The following is a 22,349-nucleotide window of genomic DNA, read 5'->3' on the forward strand; positions in this document are numbered from 1 at the left end:
CGTCGCTCCTATATGAAACAGTCACCCCATCAGGTGTATCATGTAGTATGCCTAAACACCTATTATTAGCAGATGCGTCAGAATTATACCACAATCACAATTCTGATTTTACTAAACGCGGCGACGCTTCGGCGGACGGCATCCATTGTGAGGAACCGGAGTAACGTCTTTAATGAGGTTTACTTCAAGGCCAGCGGCCTGAAGGGAACGGATGGCTGCTTCGCGGCCCGCGCCCGGTCCTTTAACCATAACTTCAACGGACTTCATGCCGTGTTCCATAGCTGCCTTAGCAGCAGATTCGGCTGCCATTTGCGCTGCAAATGGAGTCGATTTACGGGAACCTTTGAATCCTTGACCGCCGGAGCTTGCCCAGGAAATTGCATTTCCGTGAGGGTCCGTGATCGTAACGATAGTGTTATTGAACGTGGAACGGATATGTGCCACGCCAGACTCGATATTTTTCCGGTCGCGACGTTTAGTACGTACGACTTTTTTCGGTTTAGCCATTGTCTCTTATCACCTCTTCTTATTTCTTTTTGTTTGCTACCGTACGACGCGGGCCTTTACGGGTACGGGCATTTGTTTTGGTACGTTGACCGCGAACAGGCAATCCACGACGGTGACGAACACCGCGGTAACAGCCGATCTCAGTAAGACGTTTAATATTCAAGGAAATTTCACGACGAAGGTCACCTTCAACCTTAACTTGCTTGTCGATCGTTTCACGCAGTTTGCTGACTTCATCTTCCGTCAAATCACGGACACGTGTGTTAACGTCAATGCCTGTTTCATTAAGAATTTTCTGGGAAGTCGTTTTACCGATTCCGAAAATATAAGTCAAGGCGATCTCAACGCGCTTATCACGTGGCAAATCCACTCCAGCTATACGAGCCATTTTACGCTACACCCCCTTCTTAACCTTGTTTTTGTTTGTGTTTCGGATTTTCGCAAATTACCATAACAGTCCCTTTGCGGCGGATGACTTTGCATTTTTCGCAAATGGGCTTTACAGAAGGTCTTACCTTCATGTTAATTACCTCCTCAAAGTTTTGCGAAGCAAAACTTTTGTTGTAGTTCCCATCTATTTACGGTAAGTTATACGGCCTTTTGATAAATCATAAGGCGATAACTGCACGACCACTTTGTCTCCGGTTAGGATACGGATAAAGTGCATCCGCAATTTCCCGGACACATGGGCAAGTATTTGATGACCGTTCTCAAGCTCAACCTTAAACGTTGCGTTAGGCAACGGCTCAATGACCGTTCCTTCTACCTCAATGACATCTTCCTTAGCCACAGTTAGTCTCCTTTCTCATTAGCACTTTTTCCAGCGGGTGCTCCATACTTCATCACTGCGAACCGCAGCTTTCCGTTGGTGACCCGACCGGTTTCTTCCAAACTGTCTACAATCTCACTGCTGATGAAGGGTATGAGCTCCAAGTGCTGAATATTCTTCTTCTTTGGACTATCAAACTTACGTTTGTCCCCGTCAGCAATATATACAAATCTGCTATCAACAACTGCGATAACAACGGCAGCCTCTCCGGCATCCTTGCCTTTGAGAATTCTCACGATTTGACCAATCTGCGGGCTGCTCCCAGTATTCACGTGAAGATCACCTACGCATTCAGTTTTGTGAAAATCTCCATGCCGTCCGGTGTGACTGCTACTGTATGCTCAAAGTGAGCGCACAGTGAACCGTCTACCGTAACGACCGTCCAGTTATCTTCCAGCGTTCTGACATATCTGTCCCCGGCGTTAACCATCGGCTCAATCGCGAGTACCATACCCGGCTTCAGACGTGGTCCGCGGTCCGCTATGCCATAGTTCGGAATTTGCGGTTCTTCATGCAGTTCTGCCCCAATGCCATGACCAACATACTCGCGGACAACGGAGAAGCCGGCGTCCTCAATGTACTGTTGAATAGCATGGGAGATTGTAAACAAGCGCACATCCGGTTTGACTAACGCCAGTCCTGCGTACAAGGAGCCTTCCGTGACGTCCAGCAGACGCTGAGCCTCTTCAGAAATGCTGCCCACCCCGTAGGTCCAGGCGGAATCACCGTGATAACCGCGGTACTCTGCACCGATATCCAGCGTAACAATGTCGCCTTCTACCAGTTTGCGTTTACCTGGAAATCCATGCACCAATTGTTCGTTGACTGAAGCGCAAATGCTGGCAGGAAAACCGTTGTAACCTTTGAAAGACGGCACAGCACCTTGACTGCGGATGTATTGATCGGCGATTCTGTCGAGCTCTCCAGTTGTAATGCCAGGCTCAACAGCCTCGGCAATACGGCGGTGACTCTCGGCAACAATTCGTCCAGCTTCCCTCATAAAGGCAAGTTCCTGTTCGGATTTACAAATGATCATTACATTAACCCCGCAATAAAGATACGATTTCGGAAGAAACGACATTGATTTCGTTTTCCCCGTTTACCTGACGCAAAAGACCTTTATCGTCATAAAATGCAAGCAGCGGAGCTGTTTTGTTATCATACTCATCCAGACGCTTGCCTACACTCTCTTCGTTGTCATCCGGACGTTGATACAATTCACCGCCATCAATGTCGCAGATGCCATCTTGCTTCGGCGGGTTGAAAATTAAATGGTAGGATGTTCCGCAAGTGCTGCAGATCCGGCGTCCCGTAAGGCGCGCCATAAGCAGTCCGCGGTCCACATTCAAGTTGATTACGTGATCCAGTGAAGTGCCGAGGCGGCTTAGGATTTCTCCCAGCGCTTCCGCTTGCGAAAGGGTTCTTGGAAAGCCATCCAATAAAAAACCTTTTTCGCAATCGGACTGCTGCAGCCGTTCTTCAACGATTCCAATAGTCACATCATCAGGTACAAGCAAGCCTTGCTCCGTGTAGGATTTAGCTTTCAGCCCGATTGGGGTTCCCTGCTTAATTGCCAAGCGGAAAGCATCTCCAGTCGAAATATGCGGAATACCAAGTTCCTTCACTACTACAGAGGCTTGTGTTCCCTTGCCTGCCCCAGGAGGGCCCATGAATAAAATGTTCACGATTCTCTTCTCCCCCCAAAAGTTCGCCACCAAGCAAGAAACAGCACAATAGGTACCGGGAAGTTTAAGAACCCAGATACTTCACCGGAACCTATCGCCTATTTATTGATGAAGCCTTTGTAATGGCGTTTGATCAATTGGCTCTCGATCTGCTTCATAGTATCCAATGCCACACCGATTACGATCAGGAGAGCAGTACCGCCGATCTGTACTTGCTTCGGCAACCCGGACAGTGAACCAAACAATACTGGCAGCACAGAAATGAGTGATAGGAACAACGCACCGGACATAGTCAGACGCGACATAACTCTAGTCAGATATTTCTCTGTTGCCTTGCCTGGACGAATCCCCGGAATGTATCCACCATTCTTTTTCATATTGTCGGCCATTTGCTGCGGGTTCATCTGGACAAACGTATAGAAGAACGTAAATCCGATGATCATGATCACGTACAGGACCATGCCGAGCGGCTTAGTATGATCAAGATTCTGGGAGACCCACTTTGCCCAAGCGAGATGTGGCCAGATACTTGCGATAACGATCGGGAATTGAAGCAGTGAAACGGCGAAGATAACCGGAATTACACCAGCCGCATTAATTTTAAGCGGAATGTGCGTATTCTGTCCACCGTACATTTTGTTACCGACTACGCGTTTGGCATATTGTACAGGGATTTTACGGATACCTTGTTGAACAAAGATAACCCCGACAATAATCGCAACAACCACAATCAGTACAATAACGACTTTAAGAATATTCAGGAACATCTGATCCGGCTGAATAAAACTTGATTGAGCCGTAGTTGTGATATATCCCGGAAAGGCGGCGACGATTCCCGCAAAAATTAGGATCGAAATCCCGTTTCCTATTCCCTTTTCAGTGATCTGTTCACCTAACCACATCAGGAACGATGTACCCGCTGTCAGTATGATCGCAATGAGCAGGTAATCCGCAAAGGTTGCATTTGGAATCATCTCAGTGCCATAAATCCGGTTAAACCCGATAGATGTGGCAAACGCTTGAATCAAACCTAGCACTACTGTGCCGTAACGCGTAATTTGCGCCAGTTGTTTTTTCCCGTGCTCCCCTTGCTTTGCCCATTCGGCAAACTTAGGGATAACATCCATCGAGAGCAATTGCACTATGATGGATGCTGTAATGTACGGGTAAATACTGATCGCAAAAATCGAGAAGTTTTTGAGCGCTCCGCCCGAGAAGGTGTTCAAAAGACCCATCAAAGCGTCTCCGCCCTGATTTGTTGATTCCAGTACTTCTTTGTTCACACCGGGAACCGGTACAAACGAACCGATGCGGTAAATGATCAGAACGAACAGGGTAAACAGGATCTTTTTGCGCAAATCTTCAACATGCCATATATTCTTAAGCGTCTTGAACATTAGATCACCTCGGTTTTACCGCCGGCAGCTTCGATTTTCTCTACCGCAGATTGAGAGAACTTATTTGCTTGTACAGTCAATTTAACAGCCAGTTCGCCATTGCCGAGAATCTTAATGCCGCTCTTAGTGTTGCTGACAACACCAGTTTCAAGCAACAGTTGTGGAGTCACTTCTGTTCCTTCAGCAAAGCTGTTCAGATCTTCCAGGTTCACAATCGCGTACTCTTTACGGGTAGGATTGATGAAACCACGTTTAGGCAGACGACGATAGAGTGGGTTTTGTCCACCCTCGAAGCCTGGACGCACACCACCGCCGGAACGGGAGTTTTGACCTTTGTGACCGCGGCCCGAAGTTTTACCGTTCCCGCTACTTGGACCACGACCAACGCGGTTGCGTTCTTTGCGTGAACCAGGAGCTGGAGCAAGTTCATGTAACTTCATCGTTTGCACCTCCTTATGTTTGTTAATTTATGCGAGGCAATTAGCCTTCAATTTCAGTAACGGATAGCAAGTGGCTCACTTTATTGATCATTCCGCGAATTGCAGGAGTGTCGTTGTGAACCACGGACGAGTTGGTTTTGCGCAGGCCGAGCGTCTTAACAGTAACACGTTGTGTTTCTGGACGTCCGATCACACTGCGTACGAGGGTAATTTGCAATTTTGCCATTGACGTTCCCCTCCTTAACCGCGTAATTCTTCGACAGATTTGCCGCGAAGCTTCGCGACCTCTTCAATGCGTTTCAGACGGGAAAGTCCCTCTAAAGTAGCATTGACCATGTTCATGGAATTCGAAGAACCCAAAGATTTTGTCAAGATGTCGCCAACGCCTGCCAATTCAAGTACCGCACGAACTGGACCACCAGCGATAACGCCGGTACCTTCGGATGCTGGTTTCAGCAGAACGCGTCCTGCGCCGAAATGTCCAGTAACCAAGTGAGGAATCGAAGTTCCTACGATTGGAATGTGGATCAGGTTTTTCTTGGCGTCTTCAATGCCTTTACGGATGGCATCCGGAACTTCGCCGGCTTTACCGATACCTGCACCGACGTAGCCGTTGCCATCGCCCACAACAACAAGTGCGCTAAAGCTGAAACGGCGTCCGCCTTTTACAACTTTTGCAACACGGTTAATGTGTACAACTCTTTCTGTCAGTTCTAAACTGTTCGGATCTACACGCAAGTCGTTAACCTCCTTTTAAGAAATATTCTAGAATTCAAGACCAGCTTCGCGAGCTGCGTTAGCCAAAGCTTGAATCCGTCCATGGTACAAGTATCCACCGCGGTCAAATACAACCACTGCATAACCTTTTTCTTTAGCGCGCTCAGCGATCAATTGACCCACTTTGCCTGCAGCTTCAACGCTGCCGCCATTTCCGATTGTAGCACTCAATTCTTTATCCAGAGTGGAGGCGGATACGATAGTAGCGCCTGTCACGTCATCGATCAATTGAGCGTAGATGTGTTTCGAAGAACGGAACACGTTCAAACGTGGACGCTCAGTAGTACCCTGGATCTTCTTACGAACACGCAGGTGTCTTTTGAGACGAGCCTTGTTTTTATCCTCTTTTGTAATCATGACTTCCCTTTCACTCCCTTCAGTTTGCCGTAAACAGCTTCACTTTAAGATGCACGGGGTATCTTACAATTAAGGTAGAGCTGGTTATTTCTTCTTACCAGCTTTACCTTCCTTGCGGATGATACGCTCGCCTTCATATTTGATACCTTTACCTTTGTACGGTTCAGGTTCACGTACGGAACGGATTTTGGCAGCATAAGCGCCAACGCGTTCTTTATCGATACCTCTAACGATGATCTTCGTGTTCGCAGGAACGTCGAACTCGATGCCCGCTTCCGGTGTAATTTCAACCGGGTGGGAGTAACCAACGTTCAATACGATTTTATCTCCGGATTTGCTTGCACGATATCCGACCCCAACCAGCTCCAGAGATTTCGAGAAACCTTCAGTCACACCACTCACCATGTTGTTGACAACGGAGCGGGTTGTGCCGTGAAGTGAACGATGCAATTTGTTGTCCGACGGGCGAACAACTGTGATTTCGTTATTTTCAACTGTAATCTTCATGTCTTTATGAAGCTCACGAGTCAAAGTGCCTTTAGGACCTTTTACTGTAATAACGGCGTTGTCCAAAGTGACATCTACACCGCTAGGTACTGCGATTGGTTTGCGACCAATACGAGACATGTGTTGCACCTCCTTATCTTGTGACGTTTATTACCAAATGTAGCAGACAACTTCTCCGCCGGATTTAGATTGACGAGCTTCTTTGTCGGTCATAACTCCCTTAGATGTGGAGATAATCGCGATTCCAAGGCCACCGAGTACACGAGGCACTTCATTGCTCTTCGTGTAAACGCGAAGACCTGGTTTACTGATTCTTTTCAGACCAGAGATAACGCGCTCTTGGTTCGGACCGTATTTCAAGAAAATACGGATAATCCCTTGTTTGCTATCTTCAACGAATTCAGCATCACGGATGAAACCTTCACGTTTCAGAATGTCCGCGATTTGTTTCTTCATAGTAGAAGCAGGCATTTCTACTGTCTCGTGACGCACAGTGTTGGCGTTACGAATACGAGTAAGCATATCTGCAATAGGATCAGACATAGTCATGTGTGTAAACCTCCTTCCCGTTTATAAACTTCTTACCAACTTGCTTTTTTCACGCCAGGAATCTGGCCTTTATAAGCTAATTCACGGAAACAAATTCTGCAAATTTTGAACTTTTGCAGTACCGAATGTGGACGACCGCAACGCTCGCAACGTGTATATGCACGTACTTTGAACTTAGGCTCGCGTTGTTGTTTAACTTTCATTGAAGTCTTTGCCACTTAGACTGACACCTCCTAAACATTTTCGGAGAAATGGATGATTCTTATTTTGTGAAAGGCATTCCCAGCTGATTCAGCAGCTCACGGGATTCCTCGTCCGTCTTTGCAGTCGTTACGATAACGATGTCCATACCGCGGACTTTATCCACTTTGTCATATTCGATTTCCGGGAAGATCAATTGTTCTTTAAGACCCAGTGTGTAGTTACCACGGCCATCAAAGGCTTTAGTGGAAATACCACGGAAGTCACGTACGCGTGGAAGCGTTACGTTGATCAATTTATCCAGGAAGTAATACATACGCTCGCCGCGCAGTGTTACTTTAACCCCGATCGGCATATTTTCGCGCAGTTTGAAACCGGCGATGGATTTTTTTGCTTTGGTGATCACTGGCTTTTGACCAGAGATCAATTGCAGATCATTAACTGCAGCATCAAGTACTTTGGAGTTTTGAACAGCGTCACCCACACCCATGTTGATGACGATCTTCTCGATCTTAGGCACTTGCATAACAGTTGTATAGTTAAACTTCTGCATCAGAGCAGGTGTAATTTCATTCAGAAAACGTTCTTTCATTCTTGCTGCCATGAAGATTTACCTCCTTTCTTTAGGACTGTATTAGTCGATAATCTCTCCGGATCTTTTTGCTACCCGAACCTTCTTACCGTTATCGAGCACTTTGTAACCAATACGTGTTACTTTACCGCTCTTCGGATCGATGTGCATTACGTTGGACACATGAATCGAAGCTTCCTGCTCGATGATTCCACCCTGTGGATTCAGCTGGTTCGGCTTTTGGTGTTTCTTCACCATGTTCACGCCTTCTACCAGGACGCGGTTTTCACGAGGATAAGCAGCGATGACACGGCCTTTTTTACCTTTGTCTTTCCCGCTGATCACAAGTACCACATCATCTTTCTTCACGTGCAGTTTATTGTTATGGGATTCCAGAACTTTTTTCACTCTAGGCATTTATTACACCTCCTATAACTGACCTTTTCAATTAAAACCGAGACCGGCTCGATTTATTAGATTACTTCCGGTGCCAAGGAAACGATCTTCATGTAGTCCTTGTCGCGAAGTTCGCGAGCAACTGGTCCGAAGATACGGGTTCCGCGCGGGCTTCTGTCGTCTTTTACAACAACAGCTGCGTTTTCGTCGAATGCGATGTAAGATCCATCTTTACGGCGTACAGAACGTTTCGTACGAACAACTACCGCTTTAACAACATCACCTTTTTTGACAACGCCGCCTGGTGTTGCTTGTTTAACGGAACAAACGATCAAATCGCCGATTGCTGCTGTACGGCGTCCAGTACCACCCAGTACGCGGATACACATCAGTTCCTTCGCACCAGAGTTGTCAGCCACATGCAAACGTGTAAATGGTTGAATCATTATTAATTTCCTCCTTCCGGAAAGGGATCAGCTTCTTATCTTAGATGATAACCGCTTTTTCTACCACTTCAACCAGTCTCCACCGTTTGTCTTTGGACAATGGACGAGTTTCCATGACTTTCACGACATCACCAATTTTTGCTACATTCTCTTCATCATGTGCCTTGAATTTCTTCGTGGACTTGATGCGTTTGTGATACAGATTGTGCTTTTTATAGGTTTCAACAGCAATTACGATGGTTTTATCCATTTTATCACTGACTACTTTACCGGTCAGCACTTTACGTGCATTACGTTCTTCGCTCATAGTTAGCCTCCTTCCTGATTACGGATTAACAATCCGCGGTCACTTAACTGATCCCAAGTACTCTTTGATGGATAACGGTTTTAGCACGAGCTATTTCCTTGCGCACGTCACGAATCCGAGTCGGGTTATCCAGTTGGCCAGTTGCCAATTGAAAACGGAGATTGAAAAGTTCCTCTTTGAATCCAGCGATCTTTTGTTCAATCTCGGCAGTGGTTAAGTTGCGAAGTTCATTAGCTTTCATTTGCTTCACCACCCAATTCTTCACGTTTCACAAACTTAGTCTTTACAGGCAGCTTGTGAGCGGCAAGACGCATCGCTTCACGAGCGATTTCTTCCGACACGCCTCCGAGTTCGAACATAATCTTGCCCGGTTTAACTACGGCTACCCATTTCTCAACGTTACCTTTACCACTACCCATACGAACCTCGAGAGGCTTCTGAGTAATAGGCTTATCTGGGAAAATCTTAATCCAAACCTGACCGCCACGTTTGATGTAACGTGTCATTGCGATACGGGCAGCTTCGATCTGACGGTTAGTGATCCAAGATGGTTCCAGTGCCTGCAAACCATATTCGCCGAAGTTGAGTTCGGTTCCGCCTTTTGCCATACCCTTCATGTGACCGCGTTGTTGCTTGCGGTGTTTAACGCGTTTTGGTACCAACATGATTAGTTGCCTCCTTCCTGAGCAGCTTGTTTCTTAGCTGGGGGAAGAACTTCTCCACGGTAGATCCATACTTTTACGCCGATCAGGCCGTAAGTTGTATGTGCTTCAGCTGTTCCGTAATCGATATCAGCACGAAGCGTATGAAGTGGAACTGTTCCTTCGCTATAACCTTCTGAACGGGCAATCTCAGCGCCGCCAAGACGTCCGCCTACTTGAGTTTTAATTCCCTTTGCGCCGGAACGCATAGTTCTTTGAATTGCTTGTTTCAGTGCACGACGGAACGATACGCGACGTTCCAGTTGTTGTGCAATGCTTTCTGCAACAAGAATTGCATCCAGTTCAGGGTGCTTAATTTCATTGATGTTGATGTGCACTTTTTTGCCACCGGCGATAGTTGTAACTGCGCTGCGAAGTACTTCTACTTCTGCTCCGCCTTTACCAATTACCATACCTGGTTTAGCAGTGTGAATTGTAACGTTCACGCGGCTTGCCGCTCTTTCGATTTCAATGCGGGAAACAGCGGAATCCTTCAACTTGCCTTTAAGGTATTCCCGGATTTTGACGTCTTCCATTAAAAGAGTACCGAAATCTTTGCCTGCATACCATTTAGATTCCCAATCGCGAATAATACCGACTCGGAGTCCGACTGGATTTACCTTTTGACCCACGTGTTATCCCTCCTTATTTCTCAGATACCACCAAAGTAATGTGGCTGGTACGTTTGTTAATCCGGCTTGCACGACCCATGGCGCGCGGACGGAAACGTTTCATTGTTGGACCCTGGTTAACGAAAACTTCGCTTACGAATAAGCTGTTTACGTCCAAAGAGTAGTTATGCTCAGCGTTCGCAATCGCCGAGTTCAGTAGCTTCTCAACAACCGGAGAAGCGGATTTCGGAGTGTGGCGAAGAATTGCAATTGCTTCCCCCACTTGCTTGCCGCGAATCAAGTCAACAACCAGTTTCGCCTTACGAGCGGAAATCCGCACCGATCTTGCATGTGCTTTTGCTTCCATTGTTTTCCCTCCTCTCAAACGAAGACGTTAATTATCTTCTGGTTTTCTTATCGTCACCCGCGTGGCCTTTGTAAGTACGTGTTGGCGCGAACTCGCCCAACTTGTGACCTACCATATCTTCTGTTACGTATACAGGCACGTGTTTGCGGCCGTCATATACACCAAACGTATGTCCGATAAACTGAGGGAAAATGGTTGAGCGACGGGACCAGGTTTTAACTACAACTTTCTTATCTGCCTCGTTCAAATCCTCAACTTTTTTCAGCAGGTAGCCATCGATAAACGGCCCCTTCTTTAAACTGCGACCCATGTGTGAATCCTCCCTTCATCCGGTTCTTCAAACCGCGAATCGACGCTTCGCGCTAGTCTAACTTGCCAGAAGCGTCTTATTTTGTGCGGCGACGAACGATATATTTATCAGATGCTTTGTTTTTCTTACGCGTTTTGTAGCCTAGGGTTGGTTTGCCCCAAGGTGACATTGGCGATTTACGTCCGATTGGAGCACGGCCTTCACCACCACCGTGTGGGTGATCGTTAGGGTTCATGACAACACCGCGAACTTCAGGACGACGTCCCAGCCAGCGGCTGCGTCCGGCTTTACCAATCTTGATCAATTCATGATCTTCGTTACCAACGGATCCGATAGTTGCACGGCAAACGCTCAAGATTCTGCGAACTTCACCGGAGTTCAAACGAACGGAAACGTATTTTTCTTCTTTACCAAGCAACTGAGCTTCAGTACCAGCAGCACGGACCAGTTGTCCGCCTTTACCAGGTTTCAACTCGATGTTGTGGATAATTGTACCTACCGGGATGTTGATCAACGGAAGGCTGTTACCAATTTTGATGTCCGCAGCAGGGCCGGACTCAACTTTATCCCCAACTTTAAGGCCTTTAGGAGCGATAATATAACGTTTCTCTCCATCAGCATAGTGGATCAAAGCAATATTGGAAGTACGGTTCGGGTCATACTCGATTGTAGCAACGCTACCTGGTATGCCGTCTTTAGTCCGTTTGAAGTCGATGATACGGTATTTACGTTTGTGTCCGCCGCCGTGGTGACGAACCGTAATTTTACCTTGGTTGTTGCGTCCCGCATGCTTGAATAGCGGAGAAAGCAACGATTTCTCTGGCTGGTTTGTTGTGATTTCTTCAAACGTAGACACAGACATGTTGCGTCTTGCCGGAGAGGTCGGTTTGTACTTTTTGATTGGCACTATAGTTTCCTCCTTACTTTAAGAGTATTATTCTACCGCTTCAAAGAATTCGAGCGGCTTGCTGTCCGGGCTAAGCTTAACGATGGCTTTTTTCCACTCCGGAGTGTAACCGGAATATTTGCCGTAACGTTTCAGTTTACCAGGTACGCGCATTGTGTTCACACTAACAACTTTAACTTTAAAAATAGCTTCAACAGCTTTTTTGATTTCGGTCTTGTTAGAACGGATATCCACTTCAAAAGCGTATTTCAATTCGCTCATGTATTCGGATGTGCGTTCCGTAATCACCGGACGCTTGATAATATCACGCGGATCTTTCATTACGCGAACACCTCCTCTACCTTCAGAACTGCTTCTTTAGTGATGATCAGTTTGTCGTACGTCAGTACGTCAAGAACATTAATGCCGTCAGCCGCTACGAATTTCACCCCAGGGATGTTACGAGCGGAAAGTGCTACATTGTCATCATAGCTAGGAGCTACGATCAATGCTTTTGTGCCAACCTTCAGGTTGTTCAGAATCGCTGCAAATTCTTTCGTCTTCGGAGCATTCATAGTCAAGCTATCCAATACGATGATGTCATTCTCGAGTACTTTCGAGGACAACGCGGATTTGATGGCCAACCGGCGAACCTTCTTAGGCAGTTTCCAGGAATAGCTGCGTGGTGTTGGTCCGAAGACTACGCCGCCGCCTTTCCATTGCGGTGAACGAATGGAGCCTTGACGAGCACGACCTGTACCTTTTTGTTTCCAAGGCTTACGTCCGCCGCCACGTACTTCAGAACGTCCTTTTACTTTGTGTGTACCACGACGAAGGGAAGCTCTTTGCATAAGTGCAGCTTCATGCAGCACATGTACGTTCGGTTCGATACCGAAAACTGAATCACTCAGTTCAACTTCGCCAACTTCGTTACCACTAATATTAAAAAGTGTTACTTTTGGCATTTCATGTTCCTCCTTTCTTCAGAAATTATTTCTTAACGGTTTGTTTAACTTTCACATAGCTGTTTTTAGGGCCCGGAATCGCGCCTTTAACCAGCAATACATTACGTTCTACGTCAACTCGGATGATCTCAAGCTTTTGAACCGTTACAGTCGTGTGACCCATATGTCCTGGCAGGCGTTTGCCCTTAGGAACACGGTTAGCTTGAATGGAACCCATGGAGCCTGGTCTTCTGTGGTAACGCGATCCGTGTGCCATTGGTCCGCGGCTTTGTCCCCAGCGTTTGATGTTACCCTGGAAGCCTTTACCCTTCGAAGTACCTGTTACGTCAACAAATTCGCCTTCTGCGAAGATGTCAGCCTTAAGCTCTTGTCCAACCTCGAGTGACCCGAGGTCAACACCGCGAATTTCGCGAACGTAGCGCTTAGGTGTTGCATTTGCCTTTTTGGCGTGACCTTGTTCAGGCTTGTTGGAGCGACTTTCCTTTTTGTCGGAAAAGCCCAACTGCACTGCTTCATATCCGTCGATATTCAGGTCTTTCTTTTGCAGTACCACACAAGGGCCAGCTTCGATAACAGAAACCGCAATTACGTTACCTTCTGGAGTAAACACTTGAGTCATACCGAGTTTTTTTCCTAAGATACCTTTCAATGTTGACACCTCTTTTCTTTTCCTAGTTGCTTAATAATGGAATTACAATTTGATTTCGATATCTACACCGGACGGTAGATCCAAGCGCATCAAGGCATCCACAGTTTGTGGTGTTGGGTTCACAATATCGATCAAACGTTTGTGAGTCCGTTGTTCAAACTGTTCACGGGAATCCTTGTACTTGTGTACCGCACGGAGAATAGTAATGATTTGCTTCTCAGTTGGCAGCGGGATCGGCCCGGATACACCAGCACCCGAACGTTTTGCTGTTTCAACGATTTTCTCTGCGGATTGATCAAGAATTCTGTGGTCGTATGCTTTCAAGCGAATACGAATTTTTTGCTTTGCCATTTTAGTCCCTCCTTCTATCGCCCAATTTATTATCGGACATACTCCGTGAAAATTTTCTGACGTCGACCTCATGGCAAAGGGGCCGGGTGTGTCAGTAACCTCTCACATCATCGCAACGTCTCAGAACAACATTTATTATTATATATAATAGGCGGCTATATTGCAAGGGGATTTGCAAAAACAAATCAACTTTTTCCGAAAAAAATAGAAAAGGCACCTTTCCTGTTCAGAATGGTGCCGTACGGGGTGTAAAATATCGTTTTTCTTCTATATAAAGTAACTCTGTTTATAAATTATCTGTCGCTGCTTTGAATTGCCCTGCCGAAGCTGCAGTCTGCGCAGTTGCTGAACCAATGCCTTCAATGGTCTGAATGAGCACCTTGATCTCTTCTTCCACCGTAACGATTCTTTGGGTACTCGTCTGCATGGAATCTACAATGTCACTGAAGAGACGGCTGGTCTCAATGGACTGGTTCTTGCCACTCTCCGTCAGCTCCTGAACTTTGCGGATCTCCATAACAACCTGCGATGTAAGGGAGCTGGACTGCAGAGTCAGTTCTCCGATCCGGACAACAGTGTTCTTGGTATCTTCAGCAAGTCTGCTTACCTCCTGCGCTACAACACTGAAGCCCCTCCCATGTTCTCCCGCCCGTGCAGCCTCAATGGTTGCATTCAGTGACAGGATCTTAGTCTGATCCGCAATATCCTGGACAGCCGCGACAATTTTACGGATCTTCTGAGATGAACTGCTCAGTTCATTTACAGACCGCTCCATCTCATTAGTGCTCTCATATATTAGATTAATCTGACCGGTAAGGTTGTGCAGCTGTCCATGTCCATCCCTGGCCTTCCCCTGTGACTCCAGAGCGGAGGAAGCTGTACGCTGGAATGTATTATTCACTTCATTGCTGCTCGCCACCAGCTGCTCCACAGCAGCGTTAGTATCTATGCTAAGATCGATCAGCTCTCCGCTGAATTCAGCAATCTTATGTTTCAATTCATTCTTAACCAGCAAATACTGTTCTTCCTTTTCCCTAATATTCTCCTTCTCATACTCCTCGAGGACCAGCTGCTGTTCCAGGTTAAGCAGTTTGGTTACGGTTTGGACCAATTTAATTCTCTCGGCATCTTGATGTGCTTCATTATAGATTGCGCTAATAAACACATTCTGCAGATTTTGAAAAGCGGATAGATACCATTTGGGCTCCAGACCAATTCTCTTGTGAATATTTGCAATTTTTAGCCGTTTGGCTATGTACTCCTCGTTAACATTTCCATCGAAGATCTCGATGATATGCTCACGTAACGTCTTTTTGAGCCGTTCAATACTGCTGTGTTCCAGAATAATCGCTTCCAGTTTATTAACTCCAAGAACCGTGTTGTAGAATTGATCGGTGATGAAGTCAATTTTCTGCTCAACAACAGGCTTCATCAAACGCAGGAGTCTTAAATCTTCCTCGGTTAAATCAATCATTCTCATTTGCTCGTTCAAATCATCATGCCCGTCAAGGGTATGAAACGTCTCTGTGGCAGTGGGTGCAATGCTCTTGCTGTCCGTAGATTGAGCGGCGGGAGATTCCTCATTGGTGTTTTTTGACGCCAAACCATGCATAAATGAAAAAGGACATTTCCCCATACTTCCACGCTCCCTAAAATCCTAATAATTTACATTGTCTATATAGAAATATTCTACTCTATCGATAGATTAGATGTAAAGAATTTTAAGTATTATTTTGTAGAATAATGTTGAAATTACGCGTATATATCACTGTAATTAGTCGTATTTTGTCGATTGTTAGAATTCATTCCCTGATCTCGGCTATCTGGATAAGAGCTTCCAGCTCAAGAATCCTCACCGTCCTTTTGTGCATGGCGATTATCTTCAAAGCTTCTAACTTATTCAATTTGCGGCTGAGAGTTTCTGCTGTAGTTCCAATCATGGCTGCCACCTCTTTTTGTGCTGAAGGCAAATCTACGGATTGTTTCACCGCTTGTACAGTTACTGCCGGCTCTTCAAGATTCCTGGTATACAGGTATACTAATAATCTGGCCAACCGCTTTTCTACTTCAAACATGTGCAGGGCCCCTGCAGCCTCCTCCGCCTGATGCAGCTGCTCACTTACAGACATAAGGAAGCTAAAGGCAAGAGCTGCATTCTGTTCCAGTAGCGGAATAAAGTCTCTGCGGTACATCCGGCAGACTTCCCCGCTCTCAATCACCTCTGCCGTTACATCATTATTCTTATTGTGGAGCAGAGCAAACTGGCCGAAATAATCGCCCGGGAAAAGAAAACGGACAATATGCTGCTTTCCATCCTTACTGTTCTGCGTCAATTTGATGAGCCCGCTTTTTACTACATACAGTGCTTCAGATGGCTCTCCTTCTCTGCACACTTGGCTTCCTCTTTTATAATTATGTGTCTCTGTAATCGATTCAATGATCACTAATTCTTCATCAGACAAGCTCCGAAACACGGGAACCTGACGTACGCATGTATGCGAATTGCAGGTATTACAGCTCATGATCCTTCACCCTTCCATATAGCTGACTCTAACATATCAAGGTTACTGGAACAGCCGGGTGACTGGGCTCACAGAAATTTCAAAAACTTGATCTGCGTCAAGGTTTCTTCAAAGGGTTTTCATTACAATAGAACCATAGAGAGAGTAAAGGAGTTGGAGTAATTGCTGCACTATTCATTTGAAGATATGCGCCAGATCGATAGGAGCACCCTTGGTAATACGGTACCTCTTGAGTTGTTCCGTACTATTCGTCTGATTGGACTTAACCAGGGACTTCCCTTGGGAGGAAAGGGGACTACGCTTACCATTGGCAGAAAAATTGGCGAAAGCCTGCCTGTCAGCTCCATTGAAGATCTTCTGCATATCTTTGAGGAGCTCAAAATCGGTATTCCGCGGATTGTTCATTCTGATGAACGCAGGATCAATATTGCAGTGGAGGATTGCTTTTGCAAAGGGCTGCCCTCCCTGGAAGAAGAAAAAATGGTATGTGATTTAGAAGGAGCGATTCTTGAAGGAGCAATCGGCAGGATTCTTGGCCGTAAGGTCTCTGTTAAAGAGATTAAATGTAATGTAACTGGTCATGATCATTGCGAGTACGAAGTAAAGCTTTAATGGATGAGATTGAGATGGTTAAATTTATTATTATGAAAGCAGGGATTATCTAATGGAAAAGAAAAGTTTGGCTGCCGTGGTGCAATATCAGGAGGAACGTTTTACAAAGAAGATCCTCTTCCAGCAAGGTGAAAGTGTTGTATTCGTGCTTAATTTCATGCCGGGTCAAAAGCTGCCTGTTCATAAGCATCCTGGAGCGGATGTATATATCCTTGCTTTAAAAGGAAATGGAACCATTCATGTAAATGAAGCGGAGCAGCCCCTTATTGAAGGAGAGACTATATATATCGCCGGCGATGAATCTTTTGCCTACACTAATGACAGCTCTTCCCCTTCCAGCCTTCATGTCGTTCTGTCCAAGCTGCCAAGTCCGGCATATGCTAAAGAAATCTAGACCATGCTGCCAGATACAAAAACAGGGCCCCTTCAAATGAAGGGGCCCTGACTTATATATCCGGTTCTATCCTAACGGATAGAGACGAATTATTTCTGGATGGAAGCTACGGAACCGGCACCAACTGTACGTCCGCCTTCGCGAATGGAGAATTTAGTACCTTCTTCAATAGCGATTGGGGAGATCAGGGAAACAGTTACAGTGATGTTGTCACCAGGCATAACCATTTCAGTACCTTCTGGCAGGTTGATGATGCCAGTTACGTCAGTTGTACGGAAGTAGAACTGTGGACGGTAACCAGTGAAGAATGGTTTGTGACGTCCGCCTTCTTCTTTAGTCAGAACGTAGATCTGAGCAGTGAACTCTGTGTGTGGGTTAACGGAGTTCGGCTTAGCCAATACTTGGCCGCGCTCGATCATGTTACGGTCTACACCACGCAGCAATGCGCCGATGTTGTCGCCCGCTTGTGCGGAATCGAGCAATTTACGGAACATTTCAACGCCTGTAACAACGGATTTTTTCTTTTCTTCGTGAATACCAACGATTTCGATTTCTTCTCCGACTTTAACTGTTCCGCGTTCTACGCGACCAGTTGCCACAGTACCGCGGCCAGTGATGGAGAATACATCTTCGACAGGCATCAAGAATGGTTTGTCAGTTTGACGTTCTGGAAGCGGGATGTACGTGTCGATCGTTTCGAACATTTCAACGATCTTCTGTGCATATTCGCCTTCAGGGTTCTGAAGAGCTTCACGAGCAGATCCACGGATGATTGGAGTATCATCGCCAGGGAAGTCGTATTCGCTCAGCAGGTCGCGAACTTCCATTTCAACCAATTCAAGCAACTCTTCGTCTTCCACCATGTCGCATTTGTTCAAGAATACAACGATGTAAGGAACACCTACTTGACGGGACAGCAGGATGTGTTCACGAGTCTGTGGCATAGGGCCATCAGCTGCGGATACAACCAGGATAGCTCCGTCCATTTGCGCTGCGCCAGTGATCATGTTTTTAACATAGTCGGCGTGTCCAGGGCAGTCTACGTGAGCGTAGTGACGGTTAGGAGTTTCGTATTCAACGTGAGCAGTGGAGATAGTGATACCACGTTCGCGTTCTTCAGGAGCCTTATCGATTTGGTCGAATGCTACAGCTGCGCCACCGTATTTTTTGGACAATACAGTAGTGATTGCAGCAGTCAGAGTTGTTTTACCATGGTCGACGTGACCAATAGTACCAATGTTAACGTGCGGTTTGTTACGTTCAAACTTTGCCTTTGCCATTTGAACAGTTCCTCCTTAATGTGGGGTTCCTTATATTTGAGCCGCCCGCCTACATGCAATTCTTAGATGACTGATGTGATATACCCGGACGGCAAGTTAAAAATGGTATTTATTCTCCGCCTTTGTTCTTGGCTACGATTTCTTCAGCAATGGATTTAGGCACTTCTTCATAGTGAGAAAGTTCCATTGAGAATACGCCGCGTCCTTGAGTACCGGAACGAAGTGTTGTGGAGTATCCGAACATTTCGGAAAGAGGCACCTTTGCACGGATGATTTGCGCACCGCCACGGGAATCCATACCTTCGATCCGTCCGCGTCTGGAGTTCAACATACCCATAACATCGCCCATGTATTCCTCAGGAACAGTTACTTCCACTTTCATGATTGGCTCAAGCAGGACAGGTTTACACTTGTCTTTAGCTGCTTTGAGTGCCATCGAGCCGGCGATTTTGAACGCCATTTCGTTGGAGTCAACATCATGATAGGAACCATCTACAATGGTAGCCTTAACGTCAACAAGCGGGAAGCCTGCAATAACGCCGTTTTTCATTTGCTCTTCAATACCGGCAAGTGCAGGAGCGATGTATTCTCTTGGTACAGAACCACCGACAACTTTACTTTCGAACTTGCTGCCAGTACCCGGCTCGAGAGGTTCGAATTCAACCCATACGTGACCATACTGACCGCGACCGCCGGATTGGCGAACGAATTTACCTTCAACGCGTGCTGGTGCTTTGAATGTTTCACGGTAAGCAACCTGTGGTTTACCCACGTTGGTTTCTACCTTGAATTCGCGGCGCATACGGTCGATGATAATATCCAGATGAAGCTCACCCATACCTGCCAGGATAGTTTGGCCTGTTTCTTCATCAGTGTGAGCACGAAGAGTAGGATCCTCTTCAGTCAACTTTCCGAGAGCCACGCCGAGTTTATCTTGGTCAGCTTTGGTTTTTGGTTCAACTGCGATTTCGATAACCGGATCAGGGAAGTTCATGGACTCCAGGATAACCGGATGTTTCTCGTCGCACAGGGTATCGCCAGTACTTGTGTCCTTCAGACCAACTGCTGCCGCGATATCACCGGAATACACGATGGAGATTTCTTGGCGGCTGTTCGCATGCATTTGCAGGATACGGCCGATACGCTCACGTTTGTTCTTGGTAGCGTTAACTACATAAGAACCGGATTCCAGTACACCGGAGTATACGCGGAAGAACGTAAGTTTACCCACATAAGGGTCTGTCATGATTTTAAATGCCAGTGCTGCGAATGGTTCTTCATCCGAAGAGTGACGAACCGCTTCTGTACCGTCATCCAGATGACCTTGAATAGCCGGTACATCCAGTGGGGATGGCAAGTAATCAACAACAGCGTCCATCATGAGCTGAACACCTTTGTTACGGTAGGAGGATCCGACAATTACAGGGAAGATCTTAACTTCACATACGCCTTTGCGCAATGCTGCCTTAATCTCATCCACGGTAATTTCTTCGCCTTCCAGATACTTCATAGTCAGATCTTCGTCAAGTTCTGCAACCTTCTCGATCAACTCGAGACGCAGTCCCTCAACTTGTTCCAAGAATTCAGCAGGAATATCAGTAACTTCGATGTTCTGTCCCAGGTCATCTTTGAACATGTGAGCTTTTTGCTCAACAAGGTCAATGATACCTGTGAAGTCGTTTTCGGCACCAATTGGCAACTGGATAGCAATTGCATTGGCTTGCAGGCGGTCACGCATGCTCTCGATAACGTTCAGGAAGTCTGCACCGATGATATCCATTTTGTTCACATATGCGATACGGGGAACGCCGTAACGGTCAGCCTGTCTCCATACGGTTTCGGACTGAGGCTCAACGCCCTCTTTCGCACTAAATACACCAACTGCCCCATCCAATACACGAAGGGAACGTTCAACTTCAACAGTGAAGTCAACGTGCCCAGGGGTATCAATGATATTGATGCGGTGGCCCTTCCATGCAGCAGTCGTAGCAGCGGAAGTAATCGTAATTCCGCGCTCCTGTTCTTGTTCCATCCAGTCCATTGTAGCAGCGCCTTCGTGAACTTCACCGATTTTGTGCGTACGGCCTGTGTAGAAAAGAATCCGCTCAGTAGTGGTAGTTTTACCAGCATCAATATGTGCCATGATCCCGATATTACGTGTATTTTTTAAGGAGAACTCTCTTGACATGAAATGGATCTCCTTTCAAAATAGAAGTTATTTGAACGGCTATAATCCTACCAGCGGTAGTGAGCAAACGCTTTGTTCGCTTCAGCCATTTTGTGCGTGTCTTCACGTTTCTTAACGGAAGCGCCTGTGTTGTTGGAAGCATCGATAATCTCAGCCGCCAAACGCTCTTCCATAGTCTTCTCACCGCGGTTGCGTGAGTAGTTTACAAGCCAACGTAATCCCAAAGCAGTACGTCTTTCAGGTTTAACCTCGATAGGTACTTGGTAGTTAGCACCGCCGACACGACGAGCTTTAACTTCCAATACAGGCATGATGTTCTTGATGGCAGCTTCGAAAACTTCCATCGGTTCCTTACCTGTACGTTCTTGAATCAACTTGAACGAATTGTACAAAATGCTTTGAGCGACACCTCTTTTACCACCCAGCATAATACGGTTGATCAAACGAGTAACCAACTTGCTATTATACAATGGATCTGGCAATACATCTCTCTTAGTAACTGGACCTTTGCGTGGCATGGATATCCCCCTTTCTTAAATGTTTATTATTCGGAAATGCTTGTCTTATTTCTTAGCCTTAGGACGTTTCGCACCATATTTGGAGCGAGCTTGCATCCGGTTAGCAACACCTGCAGTATCAAGTGCACCACGAACGATGTGGTAACGAACTCCTGCAAGGTCCTTAACTTTACCTCCGCGCAGCAATACTACACTGTGCTCTTGAAGGTTGTGTCCGATACCCGGAATGTAAGCAGTCACCTCAAGACGGTTCGTCAAACGAACACGGGCATACTTACGAAGTGCTGAGTTTGGTTTACGTGGAGTCATTGTGCCTACACGAGTGCACACACCGCGTTTCTGCGGGGCGCTCAAATTTGTAGCCTCACGCTTGAGGGCGTTAAACCCTTTTTGAAGAGCGGGAGATTTGGATTTTTCGATTTTGGCTTGACGGCCTTTACGAACCAATTGATTAATAGTTGGCATGTTGTGCCACCCCCTTCCTGAAATGATAGTCAATTTACAAACATTAAGTCCACAGACCCAGGTGGTTCATAAAAAGACAAATGAAAAGTCCTTGCTGCCGAAGTGTACCCCGGTACAAAAACGTTCTCTTGTTGCTATTGTTTTAAGACGGCTGCCATAGCAGCACCAACTTCTATACCGCAGGCCTTGCCCAAATTCAGCATGGTGTCCACATATGTGACCTTCACACCTTGTTTGCCGCAAAGCATAACAATTCTGGAAGTAAGCCGTTGATCTCCGTCCTCCGCCACATAGACTTCTGCGGCTTGGCCCAACTCCACCGCCTTGACGGTTTGTTTGGAACCGATCTTGACCTGAGCATCCTGTAACCCTCTATCATCAGTCATGAAAATCATTACCTCCACTGAACAAGAATGACAAGGCTACTCACGCACCTTAGACATATTAGCATCCTCAGCACACGATGTCAAGAAAAACAGCAATAAATTTATAATATTCATAACAGACAGCCGCGTCACGCAAGGTTATCACGTGACGCGAATGCTGCATGCCATGATTATT

At 46.3% G+C, this 22,349-nt stretch carries 38 protein-coding genes; 2 read left to right on the plus strand and 36 right to left on the minus strand.

The window, feature by feature from the left end; translation table 11 throughout:
* Window positions 1-111 precede the first annotated feature (111 nt).
* The 31 genes from rpsK to PBOR_RS31545 form a co-directional block, all read right to left on the minus strand.
* Window positions 112-507: a 30S ribosomal protein S11 gene (gene rpsK, locus PBOR_RS31400; protein WP_019908251.1), complete on the minus strand. Its 396-nt coding sequence runs from the start codon at window positions 505-507 to the stop codon at window positions 112-114.
* A gap of 19 nt (window positions 508-526) precedes the next feature.
* Window positions 527-895 carry a 30S ribosomal protein S13 gene (gene rpsM / locus PBOR_RS31405; protein ID WP_025706577.1) on the minus strand — a complete coding sequence of 123 codons (369 nt, stop codon included), beginning with the start codon at window positions 893-895 and terminating at the stop codon, window positions 527-529.
* Window positions 896-914: 19 nt separating this feature from the next.
* The gene (rpmJ, locus tag PBOR_RS31410) at window positions 915-1,028 is read right to left on the minus strand and encodes a 50S ribosomal protein L36 (RefSeq protein WP_003322638.1); all 114 of its coding nucleotides are present in this window, start codon (window positions 1,026-1,028) and stop codon (window positions 915-917) included.
* 53 nt (window positions 1,029-1,081) lie between these two features.
* Window positions 1,082-1,297 (minus strand): translation initiation factor IF-1, encoded by a 216-nt coding sequence (gene infA / locus PBOR_RS31415; RefSeq protein WP_018753971.1) that lies wholly within the window; start codon window positions 1,295-1,297, stop codon window positions 1,082-1,084.
* Between the two features lie 2 nt (window positions 1,298-1,299).
* A complete protein-coding gene (locus tag PBOR_RS31420; protein WP_042217896.1) occupies window positions 1,300-1,608 on the minus strand; it encodes a KOW domain-containing RNA-binding protein in 309 nt (102 codons plus the stop codon).
* An 11-nt stretch (window positions 1,609-1,619) separates the two neighbouring features.
* A complete protein-coding gene (map, locus tag PBOR_RS31425; protein ID WP_042217898.1) occupies window positions 1,620-2,372 on the minus strand; it encodes a type I methionyl aminopeptidase in 753 nt (250 codons plus the stop codon).
* A gap of 4 nt (window positions 2,373-2,376) precedes the next feature.
* Entirely contained in the window at window positions 2,377-3,021 is a 645-nt protein-coding gene (locus tag PBOR_RS31430; protein ID WP_042217899.1) for an adenylate kinase, read from the minus strand.
* Window positions 3,022-3,119: 98 nt separating this feature from the next.
* Window positions 3,120-4,418 carry a preprotein translocase subunit SecY gene (gene secY, locus PBOR_RS31435; protein ID WP_039298668.1) on the minus strand — a complete coding sequence of 433 codons (1,299 nt, stop codon included), beginning with the start codon at window positions 4,416-4,418 and terminating at the stop codon, window positions 3,120-3,122.
* Window positions 4,418-4,858 carry a 50S ribosomal protein L15 gene (gene rplO / locus PBOR_RS31440; protein WP_039298666.1) on the minus strand — a complete coding sequence of 147 codons (441 nt, stop codon included), beginning with the start codon at window positions 4,856-4,858 and terminating at the stop codon, window positions 4,418-4,420. Before rplO ends, secY begins: the two co-directional genes overlap by 1 nt.
* Before the next feature lie 40 nt (window positions 4,859-4,898).
* Complete coding sequence (gene rpmD, locus PBOR_RS31445) at window positions 4,899-5,084, minus strand: 50S ribosomal protein L30 (RefSeq protein WP_019908243.1); 186 nt, start codon at window positions 5,082-5,084, stop codon at window positions 4,899-4,901.
* A gap of 14 nt (window positions 5,085-5,098) precedes the next feature.
* Window positions 5,099-5,596, minus strand: coding sequence for a 30S ribosomal protein S5 (gene rpsE, locus PBOR_RS31450; protein ID WP_036652980.1), 498 nt, complete (start codon window positions 5,594-5,596; stop codon window positions 5,099-5,101).
* A 27-nt stretch (window positions 5,597-5,623) separates the two neighbouring features.
* A complete protein-coding gene (rplR, locus tag PBOR_RS31455) occupies window positions 5,624-5,992 on the minus strand; it encodes a 50S ribosomal protein L18 (protein WP_042140134.1) in 369 nt (122 codons plus the stop codon).
* Window positions 5,993-6,076: 84 nt separating this feature from the next.
* Complete coding sequence (gene rplF / locus PBOR_RS31460) at window positions 6,077-6,619, minus strand: 50S ribosomal protein L6 (protein WP_036721827.1); 543 nt, start codon at window positions 6,617-6,619, stop codon at window positions 6,077-6,079.
* Window positions 6,620-6,649: 30 nt separating this feature from the next.
* Window positions 6,650-7,048 carry a 30S ribosomal protein S8 gene (rpsH, locus tag PBOR_RS31465; protein ID WP_019908239.1) on the minus strand — a complete coding sequence of 133 codons (399 nt, stop codon included), beginning with the start codon at window positions 7,046-7,048 and terminating at the stop codon, window positions 6,650-6,652.
* 32 nt (window positions 7,049-7,080) lie between these two features.
* Window positions 7,081-7,266, minus strand: a complete 186-nt coding sequence (locus tag PBOR_RS36530) for a type Z 30S ribosomal protein S14 (RefSeq protein WP_036589425.1) — start codon at window positions 7,264-7,266, stop codon at window positions 7,081-7,083.
* Between the two features lie 44 nt (window positions 7,267-7,310).
* Entirely contained in the window at window positions 7,311-7,853 is a 543-nt protein-coding gene (rplE, locus tag PBOR_RS31470; RefSeq protein WP_042217904.1) for a 50S ribosomal protein L5, read from the minus strand.
* A 30-nt stretch (window positions 7,854-7,883) separates the two neighbouring features.
* Window positions 7,884-8,237 carry a 50S ribosomal protein L24 gene (gene rplX / locus PBOR_RS31475; RefSeq protein ID WP_019908235.1) on the minus strand — a complete coding sequence of 118 codons (354 nt, stop codon included), beginning with the start codon at window positions 8,235-8,237 and terminating at the stop codon, window positions 7,884-7,886.
* Window positions 8,238-8,293: 56 nt separating this feature from the next.
* On the minus strand, window positions 8,294-8,662 hold the full coding sequence (gene rplN, locus PBOR_RS31480) for a 50S ribosomal protein L14 (RefSeq protein ID WP_019908234.1): 369 nt from the start codon (window positions 8,660-8,662) through the stop codon (window positions 8,294-8,296).
* Window positions 8,663-8,702: 40 nt separating this feature from the next.
* A complete protein-coding gene (rpsQ, locus tag PBOR_RS31485) occupies window positions 8,703-8,969 on the minus strand; it encodes a 30S ribosomal protein S17 (RefSeq protein WP_039298654.1) in 267 nt (88 codons plus the stop codon).
* A 43-nt stretch (window positions 8,970-9,012) separates the two neighbouring features.
* Window positions 9,013-9,210, minus strand: coding sequence for a 50S ribosomal protein L29 (gene rpmC / locus PBOR_RS31490; RefSeq protein ID WP_019908232.1), 198 nt, complete (start codon window positions 9,208-9,210; stop codon window positions 9,013-9,015).
* The gene (gene rplP / locus PBOR_RS31495; protein WP_039298647.1) at window positions 9,200-9,634 is read right to left on the minus strand and encodes a 50S ribosomal protein L16; all 435 of its coding nucleotides are present in this window, start codon (window positions 9,632-9,634) and stop codon (window positions 9,200-9,202) included. The genes rpmC and rplP overlap by 11 nt, the downstream gene beginning before the upstream one ends.
* Window positions 9,635-9,636: 2 nt before the next feature.
* On the minus strand, window positions 9,637-10,302 hold the full coding sequence (rpsC, locus tag PBOR_RS31500; RefSeq protein ID WP_039298645.1) for a 30S ribosomal protein S3: 666 nt from the start codon (window positions 10,300-10,302) through the stop codon (window positions 9,637-9,639).
* A 13-nt stretch (window positions 10,303-10,315) separates the two neighbouring features.
* Window positions 10,316-10,648: a 50S ribosomal protein L22 gene (gene rplV, locus PBOR_RS31505; protein ID WP_036680546.1), complete on the minus strand. Its 333-nt coding sequence runs from the start codon at window positions 10,646-10,648 to the stop codon at window positions 10,316-10,318.
* Window positions 10,649-10,679: 31 nt separating this feature from the next.
* The gene (rpsS, locus tag PBOR_RS31510) at window positions 10,680-10,958 is read right to left on the minus strand and encodes a 30S ribosomal protein S19 (protein WP_039298640.1); all 279 of its coding nucleotides are present in this window, start codon (window positions 10,956-10,958) and stop codon (window positions 10,680-10,682) included.
* 76 nt (window positions 10,959-11,034) lie between these two features.
* On the minus strand, window positions 11,035-11,865 hold the full coding sequence (rplB, locus tag PBOR_RS31515) for a 50S ribosomal protein L2 (protein WP_039298637.1): 831 nt from the start codon (window positions 11,863-11,865) through the stop codon (window positions 11,035-11,037).
* Between the two features lie 27 nt (window positions 11,866-11,892).
* Window positions 11,893-12,186, minus strand: a complete 294-nt coding sequence (gene rplW / locus PBOR_RS31520) for a 50S ribosomal protein L23 (RefSeq protein WP_039298634.1) — start codon at window positions 12,184-12,186, stop codon at window positions 11,893-11,895.
* Window positions 12,186-12,809: a 50S ribosomal protein L4 gene (rplD, locus tag PBOR_RS31525; RefSeq protein ID WP_042217906.1), complete on the minus strand. Its 624-nt coding sequence runs from the start codon at window positions 12,807-12,809 to the stop codon at window positions 12,186-12,188. Before rplD ends, rplW begins: the two co-directional genes overlap by 1 nt.
* Before the next feature lie 25 nt (window positions 12,810-12,834).
* The gene (rplC, locus tag PBOR_RS31530) at window positions 12,835-13,458 is read right to left on the minus strand and encodes a 50S ribosomal protein L3 (RefSeq protein ID WP_081972263.1); all 624 of its coding nucleotides are present in this window, start codon (window positions 13,456-13,458) and stop codon (window positions 12,835-12,837) included.
* 42 nt (window positions 13,459-13,500) lie between these two features.
* Window positions 13,501-13,809, minus strand: a complete 309-nt coding sequence (gene rpsJ / locus PBOR_RS31535; protein ID WP_017692074.1) for a 30S ribosomal protein S10 — start codon at window positions 13,807-13,809, stop codon at window positions 13,501-13,503.
* 286 nt (window positions 13,810-14,095) lie between these two features.
* Window positions 14,096-15,445: a protoglobin domain-containing protein gene (locus PBOR_RS31540; protein ID WP_052429722.1), complete on the minus strand. Its 1,350-nt coding sequence runs from the start codon at window positions 15,443-15,445 to the stop codon at window positions 14,096-14,098.
* A gap of 166 nt (window positions 15,446-15,611) precedes the next feature.
* Complete coding sequence (locus tag PBOR_RS31545; protein ID WP_042217907.1) at window positions 15,612-16,331, minus strand: Crp/Fnr family transcriptional regulator; 720 nt, start codon at window positions 16,329-16,331, stop codon at window positions 15,612-15,614.
* Window positions 16,332-16,493: 162 nt separating this feature from the next.
* Here PBOR_RS31545 and PBOR_RS31550 point away from each other — a divergent pair, with 162 nt between their 5' ends.
* Window positions 16,494-16,943 carry a V4R domain-containing protein gene (locus PBOR_RS31550; protein ID WP_245647958.1) on the plus strand — a complete coding sequence of 150 codons (450 nt, stop codon included), beginning with the start codon at window positions 16,494-16,496 and terminating at the stop codon, window positions 16,941-16,943.
* 52 nt (window positions 16,944-16,995) lie between these two features.
* A complete protein-coding gene (locus PBOR_RS31555; RefSeq protein ID WP_042217908.1) occupies window positions 16,996-17,337 on the plus strand; it encodes a cupin domain-containing protein in 342 nt (113 codons plus the stop codon).
* Window positions 17,338-17,426: 89 nt separating this feature from the next.
* Here the strand turns inward: PBOR_RS31555 and tuf are convergent, their stop codons facing one another.
* From tuf to PBOR_RS31580, 5 genes are all read right to left on the minus strand, one after another.
* On the minus strand, window positions 17,427-18,617 hold the full coding sequence (gene tuf / locus PBOR_RS31560; protein WP_039298612.1) for an elongation factor Tu: 1,191 nt from the start codon (window positions 18,615-18,617) through the stop codon (window positions 17,427-17,429).
* 109 nt (window positions 18,618-18,726) lie between these two features.
* Window positions 18,727-20,805: an elongation factor G gene (gene fusA, locus PBOR_RS31565; protein WP_042217909.1), complete on the minus strand. Its 2,079-nt coding sequence runs from the start codon at window positions 20,803-20,805 to the stop codon at window positions 18,727-18,729.
* A gap of 47 nt (window positions 20,806-20,852) precedes the next feature.
* Window positions 20,853-21,323, minus strand: coding sequence for a 30S ribosomal protein S7 (gene rpsG / locus PBOR_RS31570; protein WP_020427074.1), 471 nt, complete (start codon window positions 21,321-21,323; stop codon window positions 20,853-20,855).
* A gap of 45 nt (window positions 21,324-21,368) precedes the next feature.
* Complete coding sequence (gene rpsL / locus PBOR_RS31575) at window positions 21,369-21,788, minus strand: 30S ribosomal protein S12 (RefSeq protein WP_020427075.1); 420 nt, start codon at window positions 21,786-21,788, stop codon at window positions 21,369-21,371.
* A gap of 134 nt (window positions 21,789-21,922) precedes the next feature.
* Window positions 21,923-22,174 carry a ribosomal L7Ae/L30e/S12e/Gadd45 family protein gene (locus tag PBOR_RS31580; RefSeq protein WP_039298604.1) on the minus strand — a complete coding sequence of 84 codons (252 nt, stop codon included), beginning with the start codon at window positions 22,172-22,174 and terminating at the stop codon, window positions 21,923-21,925.
* Between the last annotated feature and the right edge of the window lie 175 nt (window positions 22,175-22,349).

This window comes from Paenibacillus borealis (assembly GCF_000758665.1).
Classification (GTDB): Bacteria; Bacillota; Bacilli; order Paenibacillales; family Paenibacillaceae; genus Paenibacillus_AQ; species Paenibacillus_AQ borealis.